This window comes from Pseudoalteromonas sp. SG45-3 (assembly GCF_014164075.1).
GTDB classification, from domain to species: Bacteria; Pseudomonadota; Gammaproteobacteria; order Enterobacterales; family Alteromonadaceae; genus Pseudoalteromonas; species Pseudoalteromonas distincta.
In genome coordinates this window covers 126,299-147,324 of record NZ_JACJEN010000006.1, presented here as the reverse complement: position 1 = coordinate 147,324, position 21,026 = coordinate 126,299, and the positions used below count along the sequence as shown (strand labels likewise).

The window sequence follows — 21,026 nt, the reverse complement described above, 5'->3', positions numbered from 1 at the left end:
GCGTATTAATTTAATGCCCGCTTACATCACTTAACGCGGTTTTTAACCCACTGTTATTTTGCTTTAGTACGCTAAAACTACCATCGGTTTCTAGCACTACGGCGGCTACATCTTCTATGGTTAATATACCCGCACCACGAATAGCGGCGCGAATTTCTGACTTTGTTACGCGCTGTGATTTAAGTGCAGCCGTGCAGTATTCACCATCACTCAGTAAAAGCGTGGGTTCTGCTTTTATAAGCGCTGCAAATTTTGACGAGCGCACACTAAGCCACGTAATAACATATTGCAGCCCTATTAATACTACAAAGGCAAGTATGCCCTCAGCTAACGGAACACTTTTTGAAATAATCACCGAGGCCAATATAGATCCCAGCGCAATGGTGACTATAAAGTCGAACACGTTCCATTTAGAAAGCGTACGTTTACCCGATACACGCAGCCAAAACACCAGTGCAATATAACCCAGTATGCCTATTGTAAGTACACGTAATAACCCCTGAATATCATCGTAAAACATGGTGGTTCCTTGCTATTAAAGGTGGTAATTAGCTTTTACTTATAACCCTACATGGCGCTAAGTTAAATAACGATGAATAAAGTGCCTGCATTTACTTTGTTAGTTGTTTTACAAACTTAATTTTACTTAGCTCTGTGCTTTGATTATCAACGTAGCCACAAACGTGATAACCATTAGTGATGAGCATAGTTAGCATTTGAGGAAACCGGTTCATCGATTTAACGTGTATATTGGTAAAGCTTTGTTCATAAGCCCACTTTTCTTGTTGAACAAGTAATTTTTTAGCAACACCTAATCTACGATAGTTAAAATGCACTCCACCAAGCCAACTATAAAATTGTGTATTAGATAGCTCATAGCCAATTTTAAAACCAACTAATGTATCTTCTTTATGTGCTACTAATATCAATGCTTTTTTGTTTTCTAAACGGTTACGTAAAGTGTCACTATCAATGGCTGTTAGCAGTTCAGGGATATATTCACTCACTGCGGTTATATCATCAATGGTGCCTGTGGTTATAGTTATAGTTATAGCCATAAAATTCCTTGTTTTTATTATATGATTTGACCTAGACAGTTTAAATTTAAACTACGGTTGATTATGATGGTTTAAGCATTATATCTCTATTTTCGCTTTTTAATTATTAGAAAGGATCACCATGTCTAACTATAACGAATCTCCAGAACAAGTTGAACAGGCCACTCAGGGCTTTGTTATGCAACAAACTATGTTACGTATTAAAGATCCAAAGCCGTCGCTCGAATTTTACCAAAATGTATTAGGTATGAAGCTGTTAGGTAAGTATGATTTTCCTGGTATGAAGTTTACGCTTTACTTTTTAGGCTACGAACAAGAATTACCGCAAGGTGATGATAGAACTAAAGCAGAATGGGTGTTTCGTCGCCCTGCGCTAATTGAGTTAACCCATAACTGGGGCACTGAAAGCGACGACAGCTTTGAGGGCTACCACAGCGGTAACCAAGAGCCCAAAGGCTTTGGCCATATTGGTATTAGCGTACCGGATGTTTACGAAGCCTGTGAGCGCTTTGCAAAATACGATGTTGAGTTTGTTAAAAAACCAGATGATGGCTCAATGAAAGGCTTAGCATTTATTAAAGACCCTGACGGCTACTGGATTGAAATACTATCTGCCGAAGGTATTACTGATATTATTCTTTCTCAGTAATAATAAGCTGCTATAAAAAGAGCTTAGTTGTAATCTCCACCAGCAACTAATTACCAATTTAGAACCACTGGTTTTGTTACCTTGCTTTTAAGTGAGGTAACCCATTTAAAACGTTTTAGGTAATTAGTTACCCGCCCCGCTATTTTAAGCATAAAAGGAGATTTAAATGCTCATTGGCATCATAGAAGATCATCAATTAGTAAGAGACAGCTTTAAAAAGCTTTTAGAGTTACAACCAGATTGGAAAGTAATTATTGAAGCCTGCAGCGTAACAGAAGCCAAGCTGGCTGTAGAGCTTGAACAACCTGATATATTTATTGTTGATATATCGCTTAACGGCACTGAAACCGGCCTTTCTTTTTTATCGTACCTTGAAGAGTTTTTCCCGCATATTAAAAGTATTGTTGCCTCCATGTACGACCACGAACCTTATGTAAGCAATGCTTTACGATTAGGCGCTTTGGGTTATGTGTCTAAGCGCTCTGCCTCTGATGAACTAATAGATGCAGTTAAAGCGGTCGCTTTAGGTAAAAGATACATTAGTGAAGACGTAAATTTTTCGATGAGTAGCGAAAATTTAGCATTAACTGTGCTTACTAACAGAGAGCTTGAAGCCCTTCCGTTATTTTCTAAGGGGTTAAACGCTAAACAAGTGGCGCAAATACTCGAAATAATGCCTAAAACAGCACATGTACACAAAGCAAACATATACAGCAAACTTAATGTTACTACCTCGTTTGAACTGCTAAAAATTGCAATTGATGCGGGAGTAATACAGTTAGATGAACTTACCTAACGTTTCTTCTTTATTTAATGTTAGTTTTACTACCGCATACAAAGAGGTAGCTAAACAGTTATTGGTGGGGCTAATTTACTTTATTGCTTCACTTGCCGCTTTTTGGGTTAGCCAAAACCTTGAAACAGTTCCCGAGAGCAGCGCGATATTTATTCCCGCAGGCGTAAAAATTGCGTTTTACTTACTCACTCCAACACGCTATTGGCTCACCTTATGGGTTGTGTCGCGCGCCTTAGCTGCACAGCTTGGTTTAACATACAGTGGGGTTTGGGAGTTTGATTTATTTCATGGCTTTTGGCAGGAGCTTTGTTTTATAGCGCTTGTTTATGTGTTTAAAAATAGCCGTTGGCCGCCAAGCATTAACGACAGCCTAGGTATACTTTCGTTAATACTGCTTTGTGTTGCGAGTACATCTATAAAGTGGTTTTTGTTTGCCAGTGCGTTTGAATTTACAAATGTATTGGTTGCAAAAGAGCTACTGCAGTATCAGTTAAACATGTGCTTGGGCGATATTACTGGCTCGTTGTTAATTGCCCCTTTTATTATGTTAATTTACGATTCTAAATACAGTTTTAACACAGTCAGGCTCACTAAGTTATTTGGCCTAGTAGCCACTTTAGTGTGTTTTATATTAATTATATTTTTTGTCTATGCGGTTCGCCCAGACACCTACCCGCTATTAAGGCTTGCATCGTTACTACCTATAATTTGGTTTTCGTATAAGTATGGCTCGTTAGGGGCTGTAAGCAGTGCAGCGCTTATTAACGCGTTAATAATTGTTGAAGCAAGCATTACGCACGAGCCTAGCAATACCTACATTAGCCAGTTATTTATTTTAGCAAACGCAATTACCAGTATGGTTTTAGGCGCTGCAATTACTGAGCTTAAACGTAAAAACAACGAGTTAAAGCAAACCAATAAAGAGCTTAAAGAGCAGCTAACTCAAAACACGGCGCTGGCTGCCAAAATGGTGTCGGTGCAAGAAAACGAGCGAAAGCACCTTTCGCAAGAGTTGCATGACGAATTAGGGCAAAACCTAACGGCATTAAAAACAGATTTAGCTATTTTGTCGCACCTTAGTAACGAAGATACCCAATCGTTTGTGACTACATTAAAAAATAATGCTAATTCGATGTATGACTCTGTTTATCAATTAATGCATTATCTTCGCCCGCGTGAGCTAGATGAACTCGGTTTAGAAAAGGCAATAACACAAGGGCGACTAAAAAACTTACTGCACAAGGCAAATATTAGGTATCAGCCACAATTTAAGTTAGATAATAGCCTTTCAAAAGATCACGAAATAGCTATTTACCGAATTTGCCAAGAAGCAGTAACCAATTGTATGAAGCACAGCAATGCCAGCAAACTGATTATAAATATAATAAACAGCGACGAATTTATTGAGTTAACAATTAGCGATAACGGGACTTTAGTAACCCCAACAGATAACTCAGGTCACTACGGTTTAGCGTTTATAGAGGAGCGCACTACGGCATTAGGCGGCACTTTTAAGGTGTTTAAACAAAATGGCTTTACCATTAAAGTAAAGCTGCCTTTGAGTTCTGATGGCGCAATTAACTAGCAAACATGAACTTGTTTGGTATAAAACTTTTGCCTTAATTGGCCTTCGTCAAGGTGGTCGGGATTAACTTGGATCTCGGCTTGATTACCTAATAGCTGTAATAGAATGCCTTTTGATATTAGATAGTTGCCTAAACTTGATTTTACAATCACTTCTTTGCCTATGGCTTCTTGTAAGCGTGGCGTAGGTAGGCTCGGATGGCTAATTGGTTTTAAGCCCTCAGCTGAGGTAAATAAGTTTATGCAATGCTCTTTAGCAGCAACAATACTTTCGTTTTTACTTTTAATTACATCTACATTATTTAAAAAATGAATTAGTGCTTGGTTAGCCCGATCAAACTCTGCTGATACGTCATCTATATTGCGGGCGGTTGCCCATTTTCGCACAACTATATATTCGTTTTTTTTAACACGAATTAAGCTTATTGAGGCTCCTGTCATTCTGCTATTCCACTCAATGCGGTAGCAATCAGTTCCTAAGCTGTGAAGCAACACGCTCATGCTTCCAAAATCCTTTGTACTTTTATCAATCAAGCTCATTTTCGATCCCTCACTTGCAAGTTACAAGGAGTGTAAAAACGATTACTTAAGTAATAAATCATCCATATTCTTAATCGCTCTAGGAAAATGGCTTATATAAATTTTGGATTTAGTGGCTTGCAAGTCAATAACTAATATTACATATAAAAAAGCGAGTGGTTTAGCTAACTGCTAATAATTAATTTGTAAGTGATTTATAGCTTATTTATAAGCCCAGGCATCGGTTATTATTACTTGGCAATTGTTATAACTAGCCGCTTGTTTTTGCGCAATACCTCTTACTCTAAAGTTTGTTGAGTCATTAGGTAGTATAATTAGGTCTTCGTCGGTTATTGATAGCGTATCGACTAGCGTGTTTTGATCTGTTAAAAAATCGACCTTAAACTTTATATTTTTAAAGGCGAAGTTTGATTCGTTTTTTACCTGCCCTATACATGCAACATACAATGCATCGTTTTCATTTTTAGTATTAATTTGGCTTACATTAGCGATTAAGTTTTTTTGTGCTTGGTCTTCAAGCCCTGCTACATAAATATTTTGATAAAAAATAAACCCAAAAATACCAACAATACTGAGCGCTAATGCACCAATAATAATGGGATTGTTTTCTAAGTTAGAATATTTAGCTTGAAGTGAGGTGCATTGCGGGCATTTTTTAGCCCGTGAATCTATAGTGCTAAAGCACATAATGCATTTTTTAGTGTGTTGCACCTTTTCCACTACAATAACCGTCCTTGTTAAGTATTAAATGTTAAGTATTAAAACCAGCAGCATTGCTGACTTTAAGGTATTTTAGTTTACTCATGCTAAAGAACCCCGTAAACACATATAGCTTAAAAAAGTAACGATTTTATAAAGCAATACTAGGTACTGTATATAAACACAGTGCATGCGTGTTTTGGTATTTTAACGTAAACATAAAAAAGCCAGCAATTAAGCTGGCTTAGAATATTTACTAACTTACATAGTTACTTGCGTAGTGCGTCGATTCGCGCATCAAGCGGCGGGTGGGATGAAAACAGCTCAGCAACACCTTTGCCACTTGCAATACCAAAGGCCATCATTGAGCCTTCTAATTGCGAAGGATGGTTATGCTTTAATCGCTCAAGTGCGGAACGCATTTTATCAGCACCAACTAGTTTTGCTGCGCCGCTGTCGGCTGCAAACTCACGTTTACGGCTGTAACTTGCAACCACTATGCTTGCTAGCACGCCAAATAATACTTGGAATAACATATCGAATAAGAAGTATGTCCAGCTACTACCGCCCTCTTCTTCATCGCTATTAATAAAATTATCTACAATGCCTGCCAGTACTTTTGCGGCAAATATTACAAAGGTGTTTACCACGCCTTGTATTAGCGTAAGCGTTACCATGTCGCCGTTAGCCACGTGCGATACTTCGTGGGCAAGTACGGCTTCGGCCTGATCTTTGGTCATGTTGTGCATTAAGCCTGTGCTTACTGCCACTAACGAGTTGTTTTTACTTGGGCCCGTTGCAAACGCGTTCATTTCTGGGCTGTCGTAAATAGCCACTTCTGGCATTTTGATACCTGCTTTTTGTGCTTGCGCAGATACCGTTTGTACAAGCCAATGTTCGGTTTCGTTTCGAGGCTGCGTAATTACGTGCGCGCCTGTTGATTTTTTAGCGATCCATTTCGACATAAATAACGAAATAAACGATCCACCAAAACCAAATACTGTGGCTATAAGTAAAATTCCGCCAAGGCTACGATGGCTTAAGCCCAGCGCACTCATTATTATTGAAAGCACTACACCTAATACCAACATAACCGCTAGGTTAGTTAATAAAAACAAAAATATACGTTTCATATTGTCCTCACAAAAATAGGTTTGATCACCGAACATAAAATTAAATTAGGTTAAAGCAACCACTGCGTTATGACACACTATGTCATAACGTTAGCGCTATTCTGTGACAAACTATGTCATAACACAAGTGTTATTTATGTGTTTATTGATAATTTTTTTAGGAAGAGTTTTACAGCAAATTTAAGACTAAAGTTTCTTTATAAATCAGCTTATTACAAGCTGTTATTAAGCTCTGCCATATCAATCGGAAAACCACGCTCGTGTGCCAATATGCGTGCAACTTCGTCAATTTTTTCGCCGCTATTATGTTTAAGGTACGACCATTGGTGGGTACTTCGGTGATGATTTACAGCAGGATCGCTACTTATTATTCCTAATTTTATAAACTCACCCACTATTTGATCTGCCGCTATTAACGTTGACGATGCTTTAACATTTTCGGCCCGTGCGTAACTAATATGCGAATATAAACTTACATCGGCTACGCGCAAAGTGTCGTCATCCCCTGGGATTTGTTGCCCGCCATACAAGGCATTATTTTGTTTATTAGCAGTTTTAAACGCAGGGACAAACTCGGCTACATAATCAATTGCTGTTTGGGTACGTGTTTGCAATGCTGCTTTGTCCCAGCCATCTTTAATATAATGCAGGTATTTATTGGGAAGTTTAGGTTGTGCGCTCATTGGCGTGGCATCAGCTAACCCATCATTAAACAATGTAATGTTGTTAGTCATGCCATGTATTTGAAAGTATCCGTTAGGGTAAGGGGTTAGCTGCGCCATACCTTCTGGCGTACCTCGGTTACCATAAATAATTATTTCGGGTATTTGCCCACCAGCACCTTGCCAATGAGTAATGTAAGAGGCTTTAAATTCGACCATGCGTTTTACATCTACCCCAACGAGGTCGTCAATAATACCGGTTTGAAAACCACACGCATTAATTAGGTAATCTACCTCAATGGTTTGTGAATCGGCTTGTGTATTGGTTGAATTATCAGGTTGTTCATCAAGGCTTGGCTCTGATTGATACCCAATGCGCCACTTAAGTGTTTGCTTATCATTATTGGTATTTATAACTGGCGATACATTTTTAACACTGGTGCTTGTTAAAACATGAGCGTGTTTGTACTGTGCAAGTGCTAGTTGTGCACTGGCCGATAAACGAAATATATTCCAACCATATTCTTGTGCAACAATTAGCGGAAACTTTAGCTTGTCTAAATCTAAATGCTTAGCAACGGGTATCATCCACTCATCTAACGACGTGGGCTTGGCTACTTGTTTTTGCTTAGCAAGCTTTAGCATTTGCTCATAACTATATAACTGATAATAATGCTCTGGCTCGCCTAATACTTTATTAGCGCTATCTTGCTCAACAAGCTCGCTGTAGGCTTTTACTAATTTATTTAAACGCGGAAATAAATCTTCCGGTGAGTCGTCATCGCGTTTAGGCACTGCAAATACTGTGGGGCGAACATCGATGGTGTAAGGATAAAGGCGCGCAATATCTATACATTGCTTGAGTAAATCTATGCAGTCTTCGTCGGGTATTTCACGATATAAGTTGCCACCCGCATGCAAATGGCACATTGGAGGGCCATCAATTAACGACTTTTTCTTTTCAAGCACATAAGTTTCTAGCCCTAACGCAGCAAGTCTAATGGCTATTGTGGCGCCAGCTGTGCCTCCACCTATTATACCTACGCGTTTTTTAGGTAAGCCATAGTTTAGTGCTTTTGGCTCAGCGCTTACGTGCGCATCTGGGGCGTAGTTTTCAATAAATGGGTGCGTCATATAGTCGTTATGTCCTTAGTAACATTGTCTTTAAAGCAAGCTATGTATTTATAAACGTTTATATGTGTACTAAGGCTGACTATTTCAAGATTTACCTAAAAAAGTAAATATTTTTAAACCACTTAAGTATTTATAGATAACGCACTAAGCAAGCTTTTGTATATTTGTAACTTAGGAGTTTGCTCGCTGTATGGGCTTATAGCAAGTATTGGAAACGGTAAACGTGCTTTAAGTGAATCAAGGTTTGCTTGGTACTCGTCCATGTTTTTATCTACTTGGTTTGCAATCCAGCCAACGCAGTTTATTCCCATACTTTGCATATGCGCAGCGGTTAGTAATGCATGATTTAAGCAACCTAGCTTCATGCCAACAACGAGTATTACCGGCATTTTTTCTGCTTTAACCCAGTCGTATAAATAATCGTTTTTATTAATAGGTAATGCCCAACCACCAGCACCTTCGGTAAGTATAATGTCAGCACCTTGTTGTTTTACATTTTTATAAGCATCACTAAGTTTATCAACAGTAATACTAACCCCAACTTGCTCCGCTGCTATGTGCGGCGCAATAGGTGGTGCAAACGCAAACGGATTAACTACGTCGTATTTAGCGCTCACTGTTGAGCTTTCCATTAGCATAAGGGCATCGGCGTTTACTAGTTGATCGAACGCCATTTCGCAGCCAGCAGCAAGGGGTTTAAAGCCAATGGCTTGTTTTTTGTGTTGGGCAAGTAACTTTAATAGCAAACTGGTAACGTGGGTTTTTCCGGCATCGGTGTCGGTGCCTGTTATAAAAAATTCTTTCATGCTTTGCCTTATGATCTGAATCTAACTTTGGTTTAAGTTTTAACTTAGCAATTAATCGCTTTTTTGTAATGGCTTTTTTCTAATGGCTTTTTTCTAATGATAACAGCACCACATGATAAGACACACATGCTTTGTTATTTATAAGCGGATACGCACTGCATACTTTTTGTAGCGCCGATTTAGTAAGTAACCCTTGGCGCGTATTAGTATGATTTTGCGTAGTAGCGCCAATAGCCTTAATTGAGGCAATAGCTTTTAAAGGTGTTGTGTATTCATCGGTGTAAATACGTTTTTTAGCGCTATTAATAGTAAACCCTGCATTTTGGACTGATTGGTTTATATGTAGCTCACTATTAAAGGTATTTATATGGCTGTTAGAATCAAGCGCGGCAAAGGCTGTTTTTATTTCGTTAAGTGAGCCCTCTACCACAGTGCTTATGTACGCCTGCCCGCCTGGTTTTAATATGCTGTAAAGCGATTGCATTAAAGCCGAAAAATTAGCAGACCACTGCACTGCAAAGTTACTGTAAATAACATCAACACTGTTTGCTTGTAGCGGTAAGTTATCCATATCGGCGCATATTTTGGGTGTGGTTAAATCACTACTTTGCAGCATGTTTAAGCTCAAATCCATGGCAATAACGCTTGCAAACACACTTTGTAAGGTATGCGTATTAACAAGCGGGCCTGCGCCTAAATCAACACAAAGCTTATTTTTATTAAAGCCTGGTTTTATGAGTGAAAATAGATCGCTCGCAGCATTTTTTTGTACATTTGCATGGGTGTTATAACTCGCCGCCGCTTTTGAAAACTTACTTTGTGTAGACTTTTTAAGCTCCTTATTTAGCTCCTTGCTTAAATCCTTGTTTATCTCTATATCCAATTCGCTACTTACTAGGCACGGTTTTACAAGTTGTGTTTGCACTAGGTCTGTTTTTAATACTGGCTGAGCAGTCATGCTATTGCACCTACTAAATACTTAACTAAGTGCGTTATGTCTTGCTCGGTATGTGCGGCGGTTAAAGTAATGCGTAAACGCGAGGTGTTATGTGCAACCGTGGGCGGTCTAATTGCAGTGAGCCAAATACCCTGTTGTTTAAGTTTATCTGCCGCTTGTAACGTTTGCTCAGCACAACCTAATACAATGGGCTGTATGGCTGTATTTGATTCCATTACTGCAATATTATGGGTTTTAGTGAGTTGCTTAAATAATGCAATATTGGCATTTAGCTTATCGCGTTTATCATTGGCTGTTTTTATGTTTTTAATACGCGCAAGAGTGTGACTTGCCATAAGCGGCGACATAGCGGTTGAATACGTGTAATCGCGATTAAACTGCAGCATGTAATCAATAAACTGTTTACTTCCTAATACACACGCGCCATTACTAGCCACTGCTTTACCAAAGGTAATGACTAATATATCTGGCAGCGTTTGAGTAATAAACGCTTCGCAACTGCCCAAACCAGTTTTACCTAATGCACCAAAACCGTGTGCGTCGTCAATCATTAGCCATGCGTTATGCTGTTTTGCAAGTGCGAGTAATTCTTTAAGAGGCGCGGTATCGCCATCCATCGAAAATACGCCTTCGCTTATAATAAGCTTGTTTTGCGCTTTTGATTTTTCGAGCCTTGAACGTAAATGGTTCATGTCGTTGTGATTAAAGCGCACTAAAGCCGCGTTTGAGTGCATAGCACCGTCAATCAAGCTTGCATGATTTAACTTATCTTGAAAAATAGAGCTGTTTTGCGCAGCCGCTTTATCTTGAAACAGCGCTTTAATTACGCTGCTATTAGCGCTAAACCCTGAGTTAAATAGCATTGCTGCGCCATAACCAAATTGCTCACATAAGTATTGTTCAAGAGCTTTTTGCTGGGCCTGATAACCCGTAACCAATGCTGAGCTGTGACTCCCTAATGCGTGGGAGTCATTAAGATTAACAGCCACATCACCAAAGCCTAAGTAGTCGTTACTGGCAAAGTTAAGGTAGGTTTTATTATTAACCGTTATGGTGCGCGCTGTAGCGTGATGTACTACGTGGCGTTTACGAAGTAACGCACCTTGCTGGCGAGCCTGCAGATGCGTATTTATAAAATCAAAAGGCATTGATATAAGCCTACGCTTCGTAAAACAATTCAGAGGTTGCTTTGTCGGCTACTTGCGATGAAAGCGAGGCTTCAACTGCTTCGTCTGAATAGTCGTGACGTTTTTCTGGGTTCATACCTAATTTTTTAATTAGGTTCATATCGGCATCAGCGTCTGGGTTTTCGGTGGTAAGGAGTTTATCACCATAAAATATTGAGTTAGCGCCTGCAAAAAAGCACATCGATTGCATTTGCTCGTTCATGGCGTTACGCCCTGCTGATAAACGTACATAACTGTGTGGCATCATAATGCGCGCTGTTGCTATGGTACGTATAAATTCAAAGTGATCTAAATCGTCTACGTTTTCAAGCGGAGTGCCTTTAACTTTAACGAGCATATTAATAGGCACACTTTCTGGCTGTTGTGGCAAATTAGCTAGTTGCATAAGTAGTCCAAAACGGTCGCTTGCTTGCTCACCCATACCGACTATTCCGCCCGAGCATACTTTCATACCGGCATCGCGTACGTGGTCAATGGTATTTAATCTATCTTGAAAAGTACGGGTTGAAATAATTTGCTCGTAATACTCAGGTGACGTGTCAAGGTTATGGTTGTAGTAATCAAGCCCTGCGTCTCTAAGCTCATGGGCTTTTTCGTTTGTGAGTTTACCTAGCGTCATACAGGTTTCTAACCCTAGCTCTTTTACTTCTTTAACCATTTGCGAAATGTATGGCATGTCTCTGTCTTTTGGATCTGACCATGCAGCCCCCATACAAAAACGGGTAGCGCCTTTTTGTTTTGCAAGGCGTGCTTGCTCTACTACTTTTTCTACTTCTATTAAGCGTTCGCGTTCTAAATCTGTTCGGTAATGCCCCGACTGCGGACAGTACTTACAGTCTTCTGGGCAAGCACCTGTTTTAATTGATAACAACGTAGAAATTTGCACTTCATTTGGGTTGAAGTTAGCACGGTGAACCGATGCGGCTTTAAAAAGTAAATCGTTAAATGGCATTTCAAATAATGCTTTAACTTCAGCGTGGGTCCAATCGTGACGAACAGGTGCAAGTTCCATAATACTCTCTTATTTTTTTTCATAACGGTGATATTGGCTTAGTCTACGAGTTGAAGTACCATTGTCAACGAAGCCCACCAAGTTAAAGTTTACATATGATTAAAAAGAATACGATTGACCTTGATTTTGATCGTGAGCACATTTGGCATCCATATACGTCTATGACCAAGCCAATTCCGGTATACCCCGTTACACATGCTAATCACAATATTATTCACCTCGAAACTGGCGAGCAATTAATCGATGGCATGGCCTCGTGGTGGAGCGCAATACATGGCTATAATCACCCTGTTATAAATAACGCCATGATTGAGCAAATTAATAATATGAGCCATATTATGTTTGGCGGTATTACGCATAACAGCGCGGTAGAGCTGTGCAAAAAAATAGTAAATATAACGCCGCCTAGTTTAACTAAAGTGTTTTTAGCCGACAGCGGATCGGTAAGTGTTGAAGTAGCAATAAAAATGGCGCTGCAATATTGGTTAAGCCAAGGCATTACAACAAAACAAAAATTAATGACGCCTTACAAGGGCTACCATGGCGACACCTTTGCAGCCATGAGCGTATGCGACCCCGTTAACTCAATGCATAGTTTATATTCAGGCTTTTTGCCTGAACACGTTTTTGTGCCTGCACCGGTTAGTCAATTTGGGTTCGAGTTTAACCAAACTGAAGCCCAAGAGCTTGAAGAATACTTTAAAGCAAACCACAGCCAAGTAGCCGCCTTTATCATTGAGCCTATTGTACAAAACGCAGGTGGTATGAACTTTTATCACCCTGATTATTTAGCCTGCGTGCGTAAATTATGCACCCAATATAACGTACTGCTAATTTGCGACGAAATTGCCACAGGCTTTGGCCGTACAGGTAAATTATTTGCTGTAGAGCACGCCAATATAGAACCCGATATAATGTGTATTGGTAAAGCATTAACCGGCGGTTCAATGACGCTATCGGCCACTATCACTAGCGATAAAATAGCCATTGGCATAAGCGAAGGTGAAGCCGGTGTTTTAATGCACGGCCCTACGTTTATGGGTAATCCGCTTGCCTGTGCAGCGGCCTGCGCAAGTATTGATTTATTACTTGAACAAAACTGGCAACAACGAATAAAGCAAATAAACACACAGCTACAACAACTTAATAAATGCAGTGAACTAGATGCGGTTGCCAATGTGCGTACCTTAGGAGCAATAGGTGTTGTTGAACTGAACGAGGCTGCGGGCAATGTTAATGTTGCTAAAATTCAGGCTTATTTTGTAGAGCAAGGTGTATGGATACGCCCATTCGGTAAACTAATTTACCTTATGCCACCGTATATAAGTGACGACACAAGTATAAAAACACTGTGTGATGCCATTTATAATGCCATTAAAGGCAAGCATTACGCTTAATAGTCGGTCTCAATAACTAATCCTAATACAGGTTATAGCGCTATTTGCTGTAACCTACCGCTACATTTAGTGTTTTTATCTATTAAGCGAGTTTGTAGTTATTGATCTCGTTAACCATTAGCTATATGATAATGTCTATCATTTACAATTACCTTTTTGGACTTCTTTGCTATGAAATTACTATTTAAACCAGCCAAAACTTTAGGTGCAAGCCTTTTACTAGCCTCGGCGTTTATGGCTCAACCAGTATTAGCTAACGGCCCTATTGGCGAGCATGTTAATCATCTTCAAGCTAACCTTAAAAGTTACGCAGAAGAAGTAGAATGGATGGTAGGCAAAGTTGATACCATGGTAAGCGACTACGATACTAAAGGCGCAAAATCTGTAAAAACTGATGATTTAATTGAATATTGGGAATCAGTTAAGTTTCACAGCGCAATAGAAACTAACTTTGTACCAGTATACGCTTCTATTTGGCAGGGTCTTTATGGCGTAAAAATGGCCATTGATAATAAAGAGCCTGCTGAGGAAGTTCGTAAACAGCAAAAAGCGATGAACATAGCCTTGTGGCAAGGCCTTGGGGCTGTTAAGCTTGCTGCAAAATTCCAGCAAAAAGGCTTGTTAGACACTGTAAAAGCAACCGCTACAACTCAAATGACACAAAGTGCCACAATTGATGAAATTAAGCACAAATTAGACCGTGTAGTAGCAAAATTTGCTGAGCGTTTACGAGACGAAGCAACTGAAATTGTTCACGATACTTATCTGCACCTGTTTGAAGGCGTTGAAGGTACACTTATTGAACAAGATGCAAAACTAGTTGAAGTGCTGGAAAAAGACTTTAACGTAACACTGCCACAAGCCATTAAAAACAGCAAAAGCGTAGACGAAGTACGCGATGTGATCAGTGACATGCAAACAAAATTAGACCGCGCTAAGGTTTTAATAGAAAAAGCCGAAAAAGCACGTAAGGATGTATTTTAAGTGAAGCGTAGGACCTTTATTCAAGGCCTAGCTGCGTTAGGGGTGGTTGGCTCATTGCCACTGCCTCTTTCTCGTGCGCTAGCCGCTGATATAGCAAACCCTGTTTCTGTTGACGATTTACCAAAGCTTAAAGGCGAGTTAACGCTTTATTTAGGCCGAGGCGAAGGTGGTTTGTATGAAAACGTATTACAAGCAATCCAGAAAAAAAATCCAGACTTTAAACTCGGTATACGCCGAGGTCCTACTGCTGCTTTAGCAAATACCATTGTTGCAGAAGCTAAAGCTGGCGTTCGCCGCGCTGATTTATTTTGGGCAGTTGATTCAGGCGCAATTGGTTTAGTAACCGATGCTGGCCTTGCACAACCCATCCCTGGTGATTTATCTGCTCAGTTACAACCACAATTTAGATATAAAGAGTGGGCACCAGTAACTGGCCGTATTCGTACATTGCCATATAACACGTCGCGTTTGACTAAAGATCAAATTCCAACAAGTATTATGGAAATTGCCGACAGCGATTTAAGTATTGGCTGGGCGCCCGCCTACGCTTCTTTTCAATCGTTTGTAACCGCAATGCGAATTTTAGAAGGCGATGACAAAACCGCTAAGTGGCTTAAAAAGATTCAAAAACGTGCTAAAACATACGCCGGCGAGCTAGGTGTTGTTATGGGCGTTGAACGCGGTGAAGTTGATATTGGTTTTGCAAATCACTATTACACTTTACGTTTAAAATCAGGTAAGCCTGATGCCAAGCTAGATTTAGCATTTACACAAAATGATGCGGGCTGTTTAGTTAATGCATCGGGTGTATTAGCGCTTAACGACGATCCGCTTGCAACTAACTTTATGCGTTACTTACTAAGTAAAGAAGTACAAGGTTACTTAGCCAGTGAAGCGTACGAAATTCCGTTAGTAAATGGTATTACCCAACCTGAGGGTTTACCGTCACTTGCTAATATTTCTCCACCTAAAGTAGATTTAACACAGCTAGCTGATTTACGCCCTACTATAGATTTGATGCGAAGCAGCGGCGTATTGTAATGAAAATACCTGCCTCTTATCCAATGGCGCTGCTTGCAGCGCTTGTTGCGCTTACCCCTGTTTATGTATTAATTGTGCTTGCAAGCGATGCGAGCTCAGTGTTTGACACCCACAATCTTCAAATTTTAGGTAACACGTTATCGTTAATGGGTTTAACGGTACTTGGGTCTATTTTAATTGGTGTGCCACTGGCGTTTATTAGCGCGTATGTGCATTTACCATTTAAAAAGCTCTGGCTGGTTGTATTTGCAGCCCCACTGGCAATTCCCAGTTATATTGGCGCATTTACACTTTATGCTGCTTTTGGCCCCGGTGGCGAAATAAATACCTTAACAGGAATAGAAACACCATCAATGTATGGCCTAACAGGTGCCGCCATTGTAATGACACTTTATACCTTCCCGTTTGTAATGATGACAACTCGCTCATCCCTACTTAGCCTTGATGCGAGTATGGTTAATGCAGCACGAACGCTGGGCATGTCGATGACGCAAAGTATATTTAAAGTTATATTACCGCGCGTAGTTAACGGTATTGCAGCAGGCTCTTTGTTAGTCGCGCTTTATACGTTATCAGACTTTGGTACGCCCGCAATGATGCGCCTAGATACCTTTACCCGCGTAATTTATGTTGAATACAACGCCTTTGCGTTAGGGCGCGCTGCAATGCTTTCACTTCAGCTGATGGTTATTGTTGGTTTTTTACTTTTAGTTGAATCACAAATAAAAACAGCACCTGAGCGCCATGGTCGCCCGTTAATTTTATTTCCAAGTACAGTACAATTAAGTGCCATGTTTGTTACGTTTGCACCTGTTTTACTGCTTGCTATTGGCTTGCCTTTGGCTATATTTTCGCTTTGGTTAGCTCGCGATGGTTTTAGCTCATTTGATTTTAATATTGCATGGAACTCAACGTATGCATCGGGTATTGCGGCAATTGTAGCCGTTATCGTTGCGATCCCCGTTGCACATGCTGCACTGAGTGGAAAAGCGGGTCGTATAATGGAGCGTGTTACTTACTTTGGTTTTGGTATTCCAGGTATAGTAATGGGCACAGCGCTTGTTTACGGTGGTTTGCAGTTGCCGTTTTTATATCAAACACTGGGATTGCTTATTATTGCTTACATGCTGCGATTTTTACCACTTGCTGTAGGCTCTGTTAGAACAAGCACCGAACACTTAGATCCAAGCTTAGTGAAGTCTGCGCGCGTATTAGGTGCAAGCCCACGTGAAGTATTTACTCGCATAACACTGCCTTTAACTATGCGCGGTATTATTGCCGGTGCAGCACTGGTGTTTTTAGAGTCAATGCGTGAACTCGAAGCCACGCTATTACTTGGTCCTACAGGGTTTGAAACCCTCTCTACTTATTTATGGCGTGTATACGAAGCGGGCTATTTTGGTCGCGCCGCGATTCCAGGGTTATTGTTAGTAGTGATATCTGCCTGCGGGTTAGCTATTATGATGTCTGGCGAAAAACGCAACCAGTTTGAACATTAAGGATTTAAGAAACAATGCTATCTGTAAGTCAGTTGTCTATAGATTATGGCAGTAACCGCGTAGTAAGCGATTTAAACTTTTCGCTGGGTGAAAACGAAATCCTTATGCTTGTAGGGCCAACAGGTTGTGGTAAAAGTACAATTTTACAAGCCCTTGCTGGCCTTATACCTATTAGCGAAGGCGAAATAAACACGGGGAAATGGCGAGCTACTCCCAAATTAACACTACCTCCTGAAAAACGCAGTGTAGGTATGGTGTTTCAAGATTTTGCGTTATTTCCGCACTTAACCGTACAGCAAAACATTTGCTTTAGATTAAAAGATACAGCCCCTGCTGAGTATTGGATAAACCTACTTGGGTTGAGCGATTTTAGAGACAAAAAACCAGCAACGCTTTCTGGCGGACAAAAGCAGCGCGTTGCACTTGCGCGTACCCTTGCCCACCAACCTGACTTTGTATTACTTGATGAGCCGCTTTCAAACTTAGATGCCGCTCTTAAAGACATGCTTCGTTGGGATATTAGAAACGCACTTAAAGCCGCTGGCGTACCGGCGATTTGGGTAACACATGACCAAGAAGAAGCACTCTCAGTTGGCGATCGTGTTGGTGTGCTTAAAGGCGGTAAAATTCAGCAAATCGATACACCCGAGCGCTGCTTTAGTACCCCAAACAATCGCTTTGTAGCACGTTTTTTAGGTGAAGCCAGCTTTATTAGCGGCCAATTTAGCCAAGGACAAGCCACTACCTCAATTGGTAATGCGCCAGCTCATGGCGTTGACTGTGAAAGTGGCGACGTTGATGTACTACTACGCCCTGACGATGTATTGCTTGTACAAAGCAGTGTTGGTAATAACGGCGAAGTGATTTGGGTACGCTTTGAAGGTGGCAGCCGCTTGTGCGCTGTAAAACTTGCGTGTTCTACGGTGGTAACTAGCCGAGTAAGCCATGAAGTTGTGGTAAACCCAGGCGACGAAGTGCATGTATCACTAAGCACATCGCACCCACTAGCCGTTTATAAATCTATAGATTAATATCTATACCTAACTCAAAGTTAAGAGGAAACCCCATGAACGGACCAAACCCCAATAATCCTTCACCAATGGAAGGTTTTCCTCAAGTAGGTTTTTTAAAAAACTATATTACTTCTATCAATATTGAAGTAGGCGATTATACATATTATGACGATCCTGATGGCCCTGAGAATTTTGAAAAAAATGTGCTTTACCATTTCGATTTTATTGGGGATCGTCTGATCATAGGTAAGTTTTGTGCGATAGCTAAAGACGTTACTTTTATAATGAATGGCGCTAACCATCAAACTTCTGGATTTTCTACTTATCCATTTTTTATATTTGGTAATGGCTGGGAAAAATTTGTACCAAAATCAAATGATTTACCCTTTAAAGGCAATACAGAAATTGGTCATGATGTTTGGATTGGTTATAACGCTACAATTATGCCCGGGGTAAAAATTGGCAGCGGCGCTATTATTGCCAGTAAATCAGTTGTTACCTGCGATGTACCTGCTTATAGCGTTGTAGGTGGAAATCCCGCTAAAGTGATAAAAACCAGATTTGACGATAAAACAATAAATACGCTGCTAGATATAGCTTGGTGGGATTGGAGCAATGAAAAAATCACTGCTCATTTAGATGCCATTACACAATGCGATATAAAAGCCTTATCTAATCTCTAAGTGATTACCACTCAAACATGTAGGCCATTTTACTTATTGTTTTTAGCGGCACATTATGTGAGTTTCGTTTAGCGTATAGGTGCTGCATAGCTTTGTCTTTTACTTCACCCACTATCACTTCTTTTACTTGATAACCTAAAGCAACGGCAGCTTGAGAGTAAGCTATAAATTCCCACTTTTTAATATTGGTGTTATCTACAATCACCAATGGAATGCCTTGAGCAAGTGCATTTATAAAGCGCGCCAAATTTAAATTATGAAATTGTGGTAACTTAAATTTATCGAAATGATATTCGCCCTGCTCATTATTAAAGTAATCATCAGTTGAGCAAATTAGATACTGACTTTCGTCGGCTCCACCTAATTCGTCAGCAAGGCTTTGCGCGTAGTAAGACTTACCACTTCCTGGTAGTCCTCGTAAAATAAAAACTTGTTTCATAGCATCGATTTTTTAAGGGTGAATAAATATTAATTTAGTTTGGATGTTAATAATGCCACAAAATCATTAAATTTCAGAGCAACAAATCATAATAGTGGCAATTAAACTCTAAAAACTGTTTAAAAATAAACCGCATGCATAAAAACTTTTAAAGAGTTGCCCACAATAGTTTTTTTATTTAACTTTACTAGGTAAGATACAGGGTTCAAGTGCAGCGCCGTTTATGTGCAATTTATGCCCGAGTGTTGCGCACAGTTAAAATAAAATAGTTAGGCAACTTATATCATTGGAGTGAAGATGAGCCATTTAGCGATTTCAGAGCTATTAAAAGGCAATGTTGCGGTAGACAGCCAAGTAACAATTAAAGGCTGGATCCGTACTCGCCGCGATTCAAAAGCAGGAATTTCATTTTTAGCCGTTCATGACGGTTCGTGTTTTGATCCTATTCAAGCGGTAGTTCCTAATTCACTGAATAATTATGATGAAGTTACTAGCTTAACAGCCGGTTGTTCTGTGTCGGTTACTGGTGTTTTAGTTCAATCTGCTGGCCAAGGTCAATCTTACGAAATTCAAGCTAACTCAGTGACTGTATTAGGTTGGGTAGAAAACCCAGATTCATACCCAATGTCGGCAAAGCGCCACAGCATTGAGTACTTACGTGAGCACGCTCACCTTCGCCCTCGTACAAATATGATTGGCGCGGTAACTCGTGTACGCAACTGTTTAGCACAAGCTATTCACCGTTTTTACCACGAGCAAGGCTTTTACTGGATCAGCACGCCAATCATTACGGCAAGTGACTGTGAAGGTGCTGGCGAAATGTTCCGTGTATCAACGCTTGATATGCAAAACTTACCACTTACAGACAAAGGCGAAGTTGATTACAGCGAAGATTTCTTCGGTAAAGAAGCATTCCTTACTGTATCTGGTCAGTTAAATGGCGAAACTTACGCGTCTGCAATGTCAAAAATTTATACATTTGGCCCTACATTCCGCGCAGAGAATTCAAATACATCTCGACACCTTGCAGAATTTTGGATGGTAGAACCTGAAGTAGCGTTTGCTGATTTAGAAGATATAGCAAAACTTGCTGAAAACATGCTTAAGTATGTGTTTAAAGCCGTACTTGAAGAGCGCCGTGATGACATGGAATTTTTTGCACAACGTGTAGAAAAAACCGCAATTACGCGTTTAGAAGAGTTTGTAGATAAAGACTTTGCACAAGTTGACTACACAGACGCTGTAGAAATCCTTAAAAACTGTGGCAAAAAGTTTGAGTACGCTGTTGAATGGGGTGTAGATTTACAATCTGAGCACGAGCGTTACTTAGCTGAAGAGCACTTTAAAGCACCGGTAGTTATTAAAAACTACCCTCGTGACATTAAAGCATTTTACATGCGCCAAAACGAAGACGGTAAAACCGTTGCCGCAATGGACGTTGTAGCACCTGGTATTGGTGAGATCATTGGCGGTTCACAACGTGAGGAACGCCTTGATGTACTTGATGCACGCTTAGAAGAAATGGGCTTAAACAAAGAAGATTACAGCTGGTACCGCGACTTACGTAAATACGGTAGCGTGCCGCACTCAGGCTTTGGTTTAGGCTTTGAACGCTTAGTTGCTTATGTAACAGGTATGGGCAACGTACGTGACGTTATTGCCTTCCCTCGTACTAAAGGCAGCGCAACTTACTAATATTTAGTAAGATGTATATAAATACTAAAAACCAGCCAATAGGCTGGTTTTTTTGTG

At 40.2% G+C, this 21,026-nt stretch carries 21 protein-coding genes; 10 read left to right on the top strand and 11 right to left on the bottom strand.

Annotated features, from left to right (window positions below; all coding sequences use genetic code 11):
- Positions 1-10: 10 nt before the first annotated feature.
- On the bottom strand, positions 11-520 hold the full coding sequence (locus tag H5126_RS09570) for a DUF421 domain-containing protein (RefSeq protein ID WP_182719846.1): 510 nt from the start codon (positions 518-520) through the stop codon (positions 11-13).
- A 91-nt stretch (positions 521-611) separates the two neighbouring features.
- The gene (locus tag H5126_RS09565; protein ID WP_220491448.1) at positions 612-1,058 is read right to left on the bottom strand and encodes a GNAT family N-acetyltransferase; all 447 of its coding nucleotides are present in this window, start codon (positions 1,056-1,058) and stop codon (positions 612-614) included.
- 121 nt (positions 1,059-1,179) lie between these two features.
- On the opposite strand from H5126_RS09565, the gene gloA reads away from it, so the two are divergent.
- The 3 genes from gloA (at position 1,180) to H5126_RS09550 (ending at position 4,088) form a co-directional block, all read left to right on the top strand.
- Entirely contained in the window at positions 1,180-1,707 is a 528-nt protein-coding gene (gene gloA, locus H5126_RS09560) for a lactoylglutathione lyase (protein WP_182719845.1), read from the top strand.
- A 166-nt stretch (positions 1,708-1,873) separates the two neighbouring features.
- Positions 1,874-2,503 carry a response regulator transcription factor gene (locus H5126_RS09555; RefSeq protein ID WP_182719844.1) on the top strand — a complete coding sequence of 210 codons (630 nt, stop codon included), beginning with the start codon at positions 1,874-1,876 and terminating at the stop codon, positions 2,501-2,503.
- Positions 2,490-4,088 (top strand): MASE1 domain-containing protein, encoded by a 1,599-nt coding sequence (locus H5126_RS09550; RefSeq protein ID WP_182719843.1) that lies wholly within the window; start codon positions 2,490-2,492, stop codon positions 4,086-4,088. The genes H5126_RS09555 and H5126_RS09550 overlap by 14 nt, the downstream gene beginning before the upstream one ends.
- On the opposite strand, the gene H5126_RS09545 is transcribed toward H5126_RS09550, so the two are convergent.
- The 8 genes from H5126_RS09545 to bioB form a co-directional block, all read right to left on the bottom strand.
- Complete coding sequence (locus H5126_RS09545; protein ID WP_182719842.1) at positions 4,085-4,627, bottom strand: hypothetical protein; 543 nt, start codon at positions 4,625-4,627, stop codon at positions 4,085-4,087. The two genes, H5126_RS09550 and H5126_RS09545, sit on opposite strands and share 4 nt — an antisense overlap.
- 201 nt (positions 4,628-4,828) lie before the next feature.
- On the bottom strand, positions 4,829-5,347 hold the full coding sequence (locus H5126_RS09540; protein WP_310736029.1) for a hypothetical protein: 519 nt from the start codon (positions 5,345-5,347) through the stop codon (positions 4,829-4,831).
- 248 nt (positions 5,348-5,595) lie between these two features.
- On the bottom strand, positions 5,596-6,459 hold the full coding sequence (gene htpX, locus H5126_RS09535) for a protease HtpX (RefSeq protein WP_182719841.1): 864 nt from the start codon (positions 6,457-6,459) through the stop codon (positions 5,596-5,598).
- Between the two features lie 212 nt (positions 6,460-6,671).
- Positions 6,672-8,255, bottom strand: a complete 1,584-nt coding sequence (locus H5126_RS09530) for an FAD-dependent oxidoreductase (protein ID WP_182719840.1) — start codon at positions 8,253-8,255, stop codon at positions 6,672-6,674.
- 122 nt (positions 8,256-8,377) lie between these two features.
- Positions 8,378-9,061 carry a dethiobiotin synthase gene (gene bioD / locus H5126_RS09525; RefSeq protein ID WP_182719839.1) on the bottom strand — a complete coding sequence of 228 codons (684 nt, stop codon included), beginning with the start codon at positions 9,059-9,061 and terminating at the stop codon, positions 8,378-8,380.
- A 79-nt stretch (positions 9,062-9,140) separates the two neighbouring features.
- Positions 9,141-10,019 carry a methyltransferase domain-containing protein gene (locus H5126_RS09520; RefSeq protein ID WP_182719838.1) on the bottom strand — a complete coding sequence of 293 codons (879 nt, stop codon included), beginning with the start codon at positions 10,017-10,019 and terminating at the stop codon, positions 9,141-9,143.
- On the bottom strand, positions 10,016-11,167 hold the full coding sequence (locus H5126_RS09515; protein WP_182719837.1) for an 8-amino-7-oxononanoate synthase: 1,152 nt from the start codon (positions 11,165-11,167) through the stop codon (positions 10,016-10,018). The genes H5126_RS09520 and H5126_RS09515 overlap by 4 nt, the downstream gene beginning before the upstream one ends.
- A gap of 10 nt (positions 11,168-11,177) precedes the next feature.
- A complete protein-coding gene (bioB, locus tag H5126_RS09510; protein WP_002961242.1) occupies positions 11,178-12,218 on the bottom strand; it encodes a biotin synthase BioB in 1,041 nt (346 codons plus the stop codon).
- Between the two features lie 95 nt (positions 12,219-12,313).
- Here bioB and bioA point away from each other — a divergent pair, with 95 nt between their 5' ends.
- The 6 genes from bioA to H5126_RS09480 all read left to right on the top strand — a co-directional run bounded on the left by bioA (position 12,314) and on the right by H5126_RS09480 (position 18,835).
- Positions 12,314-13,615 (top strand): adenosylmethionine--8-amino-7-oxononanoate transaminase, encoded by a 1,302-nt coding sequence (gene bioA, locus H5126_RS09505; protein WP_182719836.1) that lies wholly within the window; start codon positions 12,314-12,316, stop codon positions 13,613-13,615.
- Between the two features lie 171 nt (positions 13,616-13,786).
- Positions 13,787-14,599 (top strand): hypothetical protein, encoded by an 813-nt coding sequence (locus H5126_RS09500; RefSeq protein ID WP_002961238.1) that lies wholly within the window; start codon positions 13,787-13,789, stop codon positions 14,597-14,599.
- Positions 14,600-15,640 carry an extracellular solute-binding protein gene (locus tag H5126_RS09495; RefSeq protein ID WP_096793161.1) on the top strand — a complete coding sequence of 347 codons (1,041 nt, stop codon included), beginning with the start codon at positions 14,600-14,602 and terminating at the stop codon, positions 15,638-15,640.
- Complete coding sequence (locus H5126_RS09490; RefSeq protein WP_182719835.1) at positions 15,640-17,139, top strand: iron ABC transporter permease; 1,500 nt, start codon at positions 15,640-15,642, stop codon at positions 17,137-17,139. Before H5126_RS09495 ends, H5126_RS09490 begins: the two co-directional genes overlap by 1 nt.
- Positions 17,140-17,153: 14 nt before the next feature.
- Positions 17,154-18,170, top strand: coding sequence for an ABC transporter ATP-binding protein (locus H5126_RS09485; protein WP_096793163.1), 1,017 nt, complete (start codon positions 17,154-17,156; stop codon positions 18,168-18,170).
- A gap of 35 nt (positions 18,171-18,205) precedes the next feature.
- Positions 18,206-18,835 (top strand): Vat family streptogramin A O-acetyltransferase, encoded by a 630-nt coding sequence (locus tag H5126_RS09480; protein ID WP_024604311.1) that lies wholly within the window; start codon positions 18,206-18,208, stop codon positions 18,833-18,835.
- 4 nt (positions 18,836-18,839) lie between these two features.
- Here H5126_RS09480 and H5126_RS09475 read toward each other — a convergent pair whose 3' ends face one another.
- Positions 18,840-19,274 (bottom strand): ATP-binding protein, encoded by a 435-nt coding sequence (locus tag H5126_RS09475; RefSeq protein WP_002961231.1) that lies wholly within the window; start codon positions 19,272-19,274, stop codon positions 18,840-18,842.
- 297 nt (positions 19,275-19,571) lie between these two features.
- On the opposite strand from H5126_RS09475, the gene asnS reads away from it, so the two are divergent.
- Positions 19,572-20,969 carry an asparagine--tRNA ligase gene (gene asnS / locus H5126_RS09470; protein ID WP_024596826.1) on the top strand — a complete coding sequence of 466 codons (1,398 nt, stop codon included), beginning with the start codon at positions 19,572-19,574 and terminating at the stop codon, positions 20,967-20,969.
- Positions 20,970-21,026 lie beyond the last annotated feature (57 nt).